This window comes from Protofrankia sp. Cas4, from assembly GCF_963555915.1.
GTDB lineage: Bacteria > Actinomycetota > Actinomycetes > Frankiales > Frankiaceae > Protofrankia.
This window is the reverse complement of the sequence record NZ_CAUVXL010000079.1, coordinates 1-9,348: the sequence shown is the minus strand read 5'-3', so window position 1 is coordinate 9,348 and position 9,348 is coordinate 1. Positions and strand designations below refer to the sequence as shown.

8 protein-coding genes and 1 riboswitch are annotated in these 9,348 nt (G+C 67.7%); of the genes, 5 read left to right on the top strand and 3 right to left on the bottom strand.

Translation table 11 applies throughout. The features are described from left to right. Positions 1–207: 207 nt before the first annotated feature. From U9979_RS07740 to gnd, 3 genes are all read left to right on the top strand, one after another. Positions 208–1,413, top strand: a complete 1,206-nt coding sequence (locus U9979_RS07740; protein ID WP_322778821.1) for an XRE family transcriptional regulator — start codon at positions 208–210, stop codon at positions 1,411–1,413. A gap of 102 nt (positions 1,414–1,515) precedes the next feature. Continuing rightward, a complete protein-coding gene (locus tag U9979_RS07735) occupies positions 1,516–2,451 on the top strand; it encodes an acyl-ACP desaturase (protein ID WP_322778820.1) in 936 nt (311 codons plus the stop codon). Positions 2,452–2,673: 222 nt separating this feature from the next. Then, positions 2,674–3,693, top strand: coding sequence for a phosphogluconate dehydrogenase (NAD(+)-dependent, decarboxylating) (gnd, locus tag U9979_RS07730; RefSeq protein ID WP_322749046.1), 1,020 nt, complete (start codon positions 2,674–2,676; stop codon positions 3,691–3,693). A 224-nt stretch (positions 3,694–3,917) separates the two neighbouring features. On the opposite strand, the gene U9979_RS07725 is transcribed toward gnd, so the two are convergent. Continuing rightward, positions 3,918–4,652 (bottom strand): L,D-transpeptidase family protein, encoded by a 735-nt coding sequence (locus U9979_RS07725; protein WP_322749045.1) that lies wholly within the window; start codon positions 4,650–4,652, stop codon positions 3,918–3,920. Between the two features lie 300 nt (positions 4,653–4,952). Here U9979_RS07725 and U9979_RS07720 point away from each other — a divergent pair, with 300 nt between their 5' ends. Beyond that, entirely contained in the window at positions 4,953–5,810 is an 858-nt protein-coding gene (locus tag U9979_RS07720) for a hypothetical protein (RefSeq protein WP_322778819.1), read from the top strand. Positions 5,811–5,955: 145 nt separating this feature from the next. On the opposite strand, the gene thiC is transcribed toward U9979_RS07720, so the two are convergent. Further along, on the bottom strand, positions 5,956–7,767 hold the full coding sequence (thiC, locus tag U9979_RS07715) for a phosphomethylpyrimidine synthase ThiC (protein WP_416219686.1): 1,812 nt from the start codon (positions 7,765–7,767) through the stop codon (positions 5,956–5,958). Beyond that, positions 7,763–7,886, bottom strand: a riboswitch (TPP riboswitch). It overlaps the preceding gene by 5 nt. A gap of 193 nt (positions 7,887–8,079) precedes the next feature. On the opposite strand from thiC, the gene U9979_RS07710 reads away from it, so the two are divergent. Beyond that, positions 8,080–8,214 carry a hypothetical protein gene (locus U9979_RS07710; protein ID WP_322749043.1) on the top strand — a complete coding sequence of 45 codons (135 nt, stop codon included), beginning with the start codon at positions 8,080–8,082 and terminating at the stop codon, positions 8,212–8,214. 72 nt (positions 8,215–8,286) lie between these two features. Here U9979_RS07710 and U9979_RS07705 read toward each other — a convergent pair. Further along, on the bottom strand, positions 8,287–9,348 hold a 1,062-nt coding region (locus tag U9979_RS07705), incomplete at its 5' end, for a class I SAM-dependent methyltransferase (RefSeq protein ID WP_322778818.1).

The window sequence follows — 9,348 nt, the reverse complement described above, 5'->3', positions numbered from 1 at the left end:
CCGCATTGCCGAGTACGCCCCCTTGGGCCGGTCTCCCGCATATCGGCCGGTGAAGATCCGGAAGGGACGCTGTACCATCCGAAGCCGGCTTCTGACGAGGGCAAGCCACGGGATAATACGAGGGGAACAGCAACCGACGTAAACGGGCGCTGTTTTCGCACGGCTACGATCAACAGTAGCTCCGCCCGGAGACGGGAGAAACCCGCCGTGACAATGCACGCGCACCCAGGATGGGATCCGCACAGACTCCGGCAACTCCACGACGCGACCGCACCGCCATCCGCCGAACAGCTCATGCCCGCGAACACCGACCTCGACCTGCTGTGGACGGGCGACGGTCTGGCCCGAGGGCTTGCGGAGATGACCCGTGACAAGCGGCCGCCCCGCTTTCTCCCGGTGTCGGGACCGTCCCTGGGCTCGGCCGCCGAGCGTTGGCTCATGGCACGGACATACCAGCGTCGGGTCGCCACGGTCGGTCAGCTTGTCGATGATCCCCTGGTGCGTGGCTTTGAAGAGCGCGTCGACGCGCTGCGGCGGATGAGCGACATCCTCGGCGGCACCGACGTGCACGCGCTGTCCATCACCGAGCTCCGCATCACCGTCCGGCTGCTGCGCACCGGCATCCACAACGACATCCATCAGGCCCGGCTGTACGCGGTGGCCGCCGAGCTGGCACGACTGGCCGGATGGGCCATGTACGACGTCGGGCAGTACGGCGCCGCACAGCGATGCTGGCTGGTGGCGCTGCGGGCCGCCCACGAGGCGGGTGCGCCCGCCCTGGGTGCCAACGTCCTGCGCTGCATGGCGGAACAGGCAACGTGGTACGGGCAGCCGGCCGACGCGGTCACCCTGCTCCAGTCGGCCCAGGCCGGCGCCCGCAGTGTGTTGAGCGCCATCGAACGGGCCGTGATCGCGGCTGACCTGGCCGTCGCCCACAGCCGCACGGGTCACCGTGTGGAGGCCGCCGCCGCGACCACGCTCGCCTACTCGCTGATCAACGAGGTTCGCCCGGAACGGAACCCCCCCTACATGTACTGGGCCGGCCGCAAGGACATCTCGTTCGCCGCCGGCGAGGCTCTGCTGTCCGGCGGCGACCCGGACCGGGCGATACCCCACTTCCAGGCAGCGCTCGACGACCTCGACGGCCTCGACGACGAGTTCCCGCGGAACCGGGTCGAGTTCCTGACCAGACTGGGTGTCGCCCATGTCCGCACAGGCGGCGCCGATCGGGCCATCGCCCTCGGGCACGAGGCCATCACCCACGCGGCAACCATCGACTCCGGGATGACCCGCCGCGACATCGCCCGTCTCTGCCAGGAGATCGAGCAGGCCGGGCATGCCGGCGCGGCCGCACTGGTTGACCACGCCCGGCGCGCGCTCGGCCCGGCAGAGGTGGCCGCGGCGTCGTCCTGACGCGATCGCACCCCGGAACTGTTCTCGGGGAACAGTCCTGCGACTCCGAATCCCACCTGCCCGGCCTAGCCCGCCATCCAGTTGGCCTGCGAGGGTATGCCCATGACCTCGTTCACAGACATTGACCTTCTGCGTGAGCTTGAGCCCGTTGCCGCGGCCAACCTCGACCGTCACCTGGGCCTGGCCGCCGAATGGATGCCGCACGAGTACGTCCCGTGGAGCCAGGGCCGCGACTTCGACACCCTGGCCTGGGAGCCGGACCAGTCCAGGCTGTCAGACGTCGCCCAGGTCGCCTTCGAGGTCGGGCTGCTCACGGAGGACAACCTGCCCAGCTACCACCGTGTGATCGCGACGACCTTCGGGCGGGACGGCGCCTGGGGTACCTGGGTGCACCGCTGGACGGCGGAGGAGGGACGCCACGCCATCGCGATGCGGGACTATTTGATGGTGACCCGCGGTGTTGACCCGGTGGCCCTTGAGCGGGGCCGCATGATCCAGATGCAGCACGGGTTCGACGGCGACGAGAAGACACCGCTGCGCGCCATCGCCTACGTCTCCTTCCAGGAACTCGCGACGCGGATCAGCCACCGCAACACGGGCCGGTTCACCCAGGACCCCACCGCGGAGAAGTTGCTCGCCCGGGTGGCCGCGGACGAGAACCTCCACATGATCTTCTACCGGAACCTGATCACCGCCGCACTGGAGATCGCCCGGTCCGCGACGGTCCGGGCCATCGCCGAGGAGATCGTGGCGTTCCAGATGCCCGGGACGGGTATCGACGACTTCGATCGCAAAGCCAAGCAGATCGCCCGGGCCGGGATCTACGACCTTCGCATCCACCACGACGAGGTCGTCACGCCACTCCTGCGGCACTGGAAGTTCTTCGACCTCGACGGCCTCGACGCCCAGGCCGAACAGGCCCGCACAAACGTCGCGCAGTACCTCGAAGCTGTCGATGGTCTCGCCAGGAAGCACGAGGAGAAGCGCGCGAACGCGGAGGAGAAGCGCGCGAACGCGCTCGCCGCCGCCCAGGCCTGAACCAGCGCCGCGGGTCGTGTGGCACACGGATCAGCAGGACTGACCGGCGGGGTGGTGCCGTGGCCGGTGGGCCGCGAGACAATGACCTAGGGCCTACCGGCCTACCGGCCTGGCGCAGAACCGCCCGCCGGGGCACGGCGCAGGCCGGCACCGGGCCGGCACCGGGCCGGCACGGGCACCAGCACCAGCACCAGCACCAGCCCAACAACGACGGGAGACCTCGTGCAGCTCGGGATGATCGGTCTTGGCCGGATGGGCGCCAACCTGGTGCGTCGGCTCATGCGCGACGGGCACGACTGCGTCGTCTACGACGTCAACCCGGCGGCGGTGGAGCAGCTGGCGGCCGAGGGCGCGACCGGCGCCAGGACGCTCGCGGAGTTCGCGGCGGCGCTCACCGTCCCCCGCGCCGCCTGGGTGATGGTCCCCGCCGGGCTCACCGGTGAGACCGTGTTCGCGCTCGCCGAGCACTTCGACGCTGACGACATCATCATCGACGGTGGAAACTCCTACTACCGCGACGATGTGGACCGGGCTGCCGAGCTCGCCGACCGACGCATCCACTACGTCGACGTCGGCACATCCGGTGGGGTCTTCGGGCTGGAACGCGGCTTCTGCCTGATGATCGGGGGCGAGCGTGACGTCGTGTCACGGCTCGAACCGCTGTTCGCCACGATCGCCCCGGGGCTGGCGACGGCACCGCGTACGCCGGGTCGCACCGGTGAACCGACCCAGGCCGAAAAGGGCTACCTGCACTGCGGGCCGAACGGAGCCGGACACTTCGTGAAGATGGTCCACAACGGCATCGAGTACGGGATGATGGCAGCCTTCGCCGAGGGGATGGCCATCCTCAGCAAGGCCGGCATCGGCCGGGAGCATGCCGGTGACCACGACGCCGAGACCACCCCGTTGGCGCATCCTGAGTACTACCAGTACGACCTCGACATCGCGGAGGTGGCCGAGGTCTGGCGCCGCGGCAGCGTGGTCAGCTCCTGGCTGCTGGACCTGACAGCGGCGGCGCTCGTCGAGGACCCGAAACTGGAGTCGTTCAGCGGCCGGGTGTCCGACTCGGGCGAGGGCCGCTGGACCGTACTCGCCGCGGTCGAGGAGGGTGTACCCGCCCATGTGCTCACCGCCTCGCTGTACGAGCGGTTCGCCTCCCGCGGCGAGGCCATGTATGCGGACAAACTGCTGTCTGCGATGCGCAAGCAGTTCGGCGGCCACACCGAAAAACCAATCGGCTGACACCTATGTGCTGAGCGCCGCTACGTGCTGAGCGCCGCTACGTGCTGAGCGCCGCTACGTGCTGAGCGCCGCTACGTGCTGAGCGCCGCTACGTGCTGAGCGCCGCTACGTGCTGAGCGCCGCTACGTGCTGAGCGCCGCTACGTGCTGAGCGCCGCTACGTGCTGAGCGCCGCTACGTGCTGAGCGCTGCTACGTGCTGAGCGCTGCTACGTGCTGAGCGCTGCTACTTGCTGAGTGACGCCACGTCGCCCATGACGATCAGCGGCCGGCTGGCGGGCGACAGCCACGCGAGGATGGCGATGATGCCCTCTCGGGTCACGGTGATGCAACCCTGGGTCGCATCACCGTGATCAACATGTAGCCAGATGCCGCCGCCGGCCGCCGCGCCGAGGGGACGGTTCGGGTCTGATGGCGGGTAGCCGGGCATCCGGTTGTAGTCGATCGCGACCACGTAGTCGAACGCGGCCGCCATGGCCGGCTCACCCGCCTGATAGTAGGACGGCCGGTACTCGTACGGCATCAGCGTGCCCGGGTCGGGTTGACGCCCGCCCGCGGCGGTGAGGGTGAACACACCGACTGGGCTACGCAGATCACCATCTATATGGTCCGACGACCAGCCGTTTTCCGCGTTGCGGCCGGTGAGTGGAGCGGCGACCTGGATCCAGCCGCCACCACCGTCGAGGCGTTGCCACAAGGTGACTGTGTTGATCGTGGCTGTCTGGTCGGGCGCCGACACCACAACCACCTGGCGGTTCACGTCGATGATCCGCCCGGACATCTCCGTACCAAGCTCAGAAATCGTCGTGTACTCCATCCGGCCGTCCGTGCCTCCCCTCCGCAGCCCGGGGTGCCCTGGTCCAGGCACATGTAACGCGCCCACGGCGCCTTCGACAAGTGCCGTGGTCAACTCCATGGTCGCAGGGTCGGTGATTTCGGTCGTGATGGCGACAACTTTCACCTACCGTCAGACGCCGATCGGCGGGCGGGTAGGTGGATACGGTCGCGTGAATGACGCTACCCACCTCCCGATCATCAGATTAACCGGGACCTGGCCGGACACGGCCGAATCTGGCCAGATCTGGCCGGATCTGGCCAGTCGGTCTCGCCATCCACAGGTTTTTGATCAGCCTTTCGGACCAGGCTGAAGTCGTGCCACCGTACCGGAATGGCTTTTAACCCGGATTCATCCCATATCGATACTCATGGCCCTGGCTCCGGCTGGGAAAAGATCGCAGAGTCCCAGTGCGGGGTCATCGCGGTGCGCACCGCGCTCCGGGCTGGCCTCACCCGGTCGGACATCCGCTGGAAGATCACCAGTGGCCGCTGGCAACGCCCGATGCACGGCGTACTCGTCACCCATTCCGGTCCGATCACCAGCATCCAGGAGATGTGGGCCGCCATCGAATCGACCGGTCCGGGCGCGGTCCTCGGCGGCGCCTGTGCCGCCTCTTTCGACGGCCTCCGCGGCTTCGACGGCGGGCCGATCATCGTGATCGTCGATGCCACCCGCCATGTCGCTCCCCGACCCGGTGTCCGCATCCATCGGAGCAAGAACCTCGGTTCAGATCACGTACACCCACGGAAGGTGCCGCCCAGGACGCGGCTTCCCCGGTCGATCCTGGACATGGCCAACTGGGCCGAGGACGACGATGACGCCCGCGCGGCGCTGGCCGCCAGTGTCCAGCAGCGGCTGGTCACCGTCGCGGACCTTCGTCGCGCCGTGGAAGGACGCGGACCGCTACGCCGCCATAGCCTGATCATCGACACCCTGAGCGACCTTGACGACGGCGCCCACTCGGTAGCTGAAATCCTGTACCGGAATATCGAGAAACGCTTCGGGCTGCCTTCCGGCCAACGACAGAAGCAGATCGACGCCGGTGGCCGGCGTTATCTCGACGTCTGGTACGAACCGTGGCGGATCTGGATCGAGATCGACGGTGGGTATCACCGGGAAGCACAGCACTGGTGGAGCGATCTGGCCCGGCAGAATGCCGGCGTCCTCCAGGACCGCATGATCCTCCGCTTTCCCGTTCACACGCTGCGGAGCCAGCCGGAACACGTCGCCGGTCAGGTCATGACAGCGCTCCGCCAGCGCGGGTGGGACCCGGATCTTTAGAACGACCGGGGCAATAGGGACGCGGCGTCGCGGCACCGGGCGCGGTTAGGTGGACCACGTCACCATGGCGACCGATTCCACCTACCGTCGGACGACATTCGGCCGAACGGTAGGTGGTTCCGGTCATCAGGACGGCCTCAACGGCCTACGCTTGGTCGGCGATGGGGAGGTAGAGCCGGGCACCGTGGGCTGCGAACTCCTCGGCCTTCTCCCGCATCCCCGCCTCAACGGCCTCGGTGGTATCCAGCCCGTGGTCGGCGGCGTACTTACGCACGTCCTGACTGATCCGCATCGAGCAGAAGTGCGGGCCGCACATCGAGCAGAAATGGGCCGATTTGGCGGGCGCCGCGGGCAGCGTCTCATCATGGAACGCCTCGGCGGTTTCCGGGTCGAGCGCAAGATGGAACTGGTCGGCCCAGCGAAAGTCGAACCGGGCGTCGGAGAGGGCATCGTCCCACGCCTGGGCGCCCGGATGCCCCTTGGCGAGATCCGCCGCGTGGGCTGCGATCTTGTAGGCGATCACGCCGGCCTTCACGTCGTCGCGGTCGGGCAACCCGAGGTGCTCCTTGGGCGTGACATAGCAGAGCATCGCCGTGCCGTACCAGCCGATCATCGCGGCGCCGATCGCGGAGGTGATGTGGTCGTAGCCCGGCGCGATATCCGTGGTCAGCGGCCCAAGGGTGTAGAAGGGCGCGTCGTGACACAACTCGCTCTGCAGCTCCATGTTTTCTTTGATCTTGTGCATGGGGACGTGCCCCGGGCCTTCGATCATGACCTGGACGTCGTGCGCCCACGCGACAGAGGTGAGCTCCCCCAGCGTTGCCAGCTCCGCGAGCTGGGCGGCGTCGTTGGCGTCCGCGATCGACCCCGGCCGCAGCCCGTCCCCAAGGGAGAACGTGACGTCATAGGCCCGCAGAATCTCGCACAGTTCGGCGAAATGCGTGTAGAGGAAGTTCTCCTCATGGTGAGCCAGGCACCAGGCGGCGAGCATCGAGCCGCCGCGGGAGACGATCCCGGTCTTGCGCCGCGCGGTCAGCGGGACGTAACGCAACAGCACCCCGGCATGGACGGTCATGTAGTCCACACCCTGCTCGCACTGTTCGATCACGGTGTCCCGGTAGACCTCCCAGGACAGCTCCTCGGCCTTACCCCCGACCTTCTCCAGCGCCTGATAGATCGGCACAGTTCCGATCGGCACCGGGGAGTTTCGAACGATCCACTCTCGGGTGGTGTGGATGTCACGCCCGGTGGACAGATCCATGACGGTGTCGGCACCCCAGCGGGTCGCCCACACCATCTTGTCGACCTCCTCCTCGATGGACGAGGTCACCGCCGAGTTTCCGATATTCGCGTTGATCTTCACGAGGAAGGCGCGGCCGATCGCCATCGGCTCGGACTCCGGGTGGTTGGGGTTCGCCGGCAGCACCGCCCGACCGGCCGCGATCTCCGCGCGTACGGTCTCGGCGGACAGACCCTCCCGCAGGGCCACGAACTGCATCTCCTGCGTGACTTCGCCGCGGCGAGCGTACGCCAGCTGGGTGACCGCCCGACCGGCCAGTGCCCGGCGAGGTGACCGCGCCCGCAGCCCTTCACCGTCACGGATCACGGGCCCGGCACCCTGCACGACCTCAGTGTCGGCGCGGGCGGCGATCCAGGTGTCGCGCAGAGGTGCCAGCCCCCGGCGCACGTCGGTGACCTGATCAGTGTCGGTGTACGGACCGGATGTGTCATACAGGATCACACTGTCGCCCGTGGACAGCACGACCTCACGCATGGGTACCCGCAGGTCGTCCGCGGAGCCGACGAGGTAGGTCTTGCGGCTGCCCGGCAGCGGGCCGGAGGTCACCGGCGCGGCGTCGCCGCCGGATGCGGCAGCGGGTACCGAAGTGGGTACCGAAACGGGCGCAGGTGGCGGCCCGGATGCGGAAATCGAAGCGGTTCGGTCAACAGGCAGCACCACGGAGATGGCTCCCTACGCCGGCATTATCCGGACAGGTTCGGCGGTCGGCGGCACCCGGGTGTGACCCCAACCGCCCTCTCAGCCTCCTTGTGGCGGAAGCTCCCGCGTTGACGTTGGATGATGCGAACGGTACGGCAGCCCGGACGCTGCCGCCACCGGATCGGTAAAACATCGCCGACGACCTCCACGCGTGTCACAGCGTCACCGGGATCGGACGTCAGGTGAGATGTGTTCCGCAGGAGGGTAGGCACCTGGGGTTGTCCTGCGCAGTGCGGCCGCGCCGGCTCTCCTCTTCCGCTGGGAGCACAGATGATCCTGCTGCCATTGCTGTTTTTCTTCATCGGAATCTTCATCGTCGGCCTCGTCCGCGACTGGCGGGACGACGCGGCGCCCAGAGCACTCGATTCGGGCGGACCGCGGCCGGACACCCGCGCAACGACATAGGGGACCAATCGGGATAACGGTCCTATCCGCATGACCGCCCGATCGGCATGACCGCTCGATCGGCCCAAGCGTTCAGACCTCCTTTCGGGCGACCACCCGAAAGGCATTCGCGCGGCGTCCACCATGAAACACCGGCTGCAACGCGAAATCCATCGCTGCGGCCGCCAGAAAAAATGGCGTTGCCAGCACCAGCGCGCTGCCGCGACGCAACCTGCGCCAACCCGTCGGCCCGGCGGGCAACCACGGTAACCTCGGGTCCGGCGCCATCCGCTGCAGGGCAAGGTGAACAGCGGCGGTGAAGTCGCCCGGTCGGTGCACCCGGCCGAACCGGAGTGCGACCGGGCGCAGGCCGCGTTCGGCCAGGGCCGCGGTGAGGTTGTCGGGGGTCGGCAGGTGCAGATGCCGGGGGACCGACCAGCCCACCCAGAAACGCCCGAGGAAACCCGCGGCCGGGCACTGGGCATGGGGAAGCTCAAGCAGGAGATATCCCCCGGCGACCAGTGTCTTGGCCGCCAGGTCGAGTTCGAGATACGGATCGCGTGCATATTCCAGATACCGGAACATGCTGACAACGTCGTAACGGCCACCCAGCTCGGCGGCACGGTCGGCGAAAGTTCCCTGGAACGCATGATCAACCCACCCGCGGCGACCGGCCTCGGTAACTCCCGGCGACGTGTCCAGCCCGTCGAACACGGTATCGGGCCAGATATCCCGAGCACGATCGCAGAAGCGACCGGAACCGGTTCCCACATCGAGCCAGACCCGTGGAGCGGCAAATGGTCGTTGCATCTCGGCGCGTTCCCGGTATACCCGCATGCTGCCGGGAAAATATCCCGCAGGACCGCCCACCAGGTCCTCGTGGCCGCGGCCGAAAAAGTCGCCGACCGCATTCGTCAGCCGCGGGTTGACAAAAACATGACCACATCCCCTGCACCGCTCCAACCGGAAACGGCCGGGCGTGAGCTGCTGAAGGTCTCGGGACTCAAGGCGGGTCACAACGTCAGGCGATCCGCACCACGGACAGGTTTCCCGAGCAGGTTCCAGAAGGGCATCGGTGCCCTCCCCGAGCCGGCTCTGAAATGACTCACGGCCTCGGCCGGCCGCTATCCGGACGTCCTTTTCTGCCCCGTCCAC

What these genes read in the sequence shown, in the direction of transcription:
- U9979_RS07735 (WP_322778820.1), top strand. Translation starts at nt 1,516, where the DNA reads ATGACCTCGTTCACAGACATTGACCTTCTGCGTGAGCTTGAGCCCGTT.
- U9979_RS07710 (WP_322749043.1), top strand. Translation starts at nt 8,080, where the DNA reads ATGATCCTGCTGCCATTGCTGTTTTTCTTCATCGGAATCTTCATCGTC.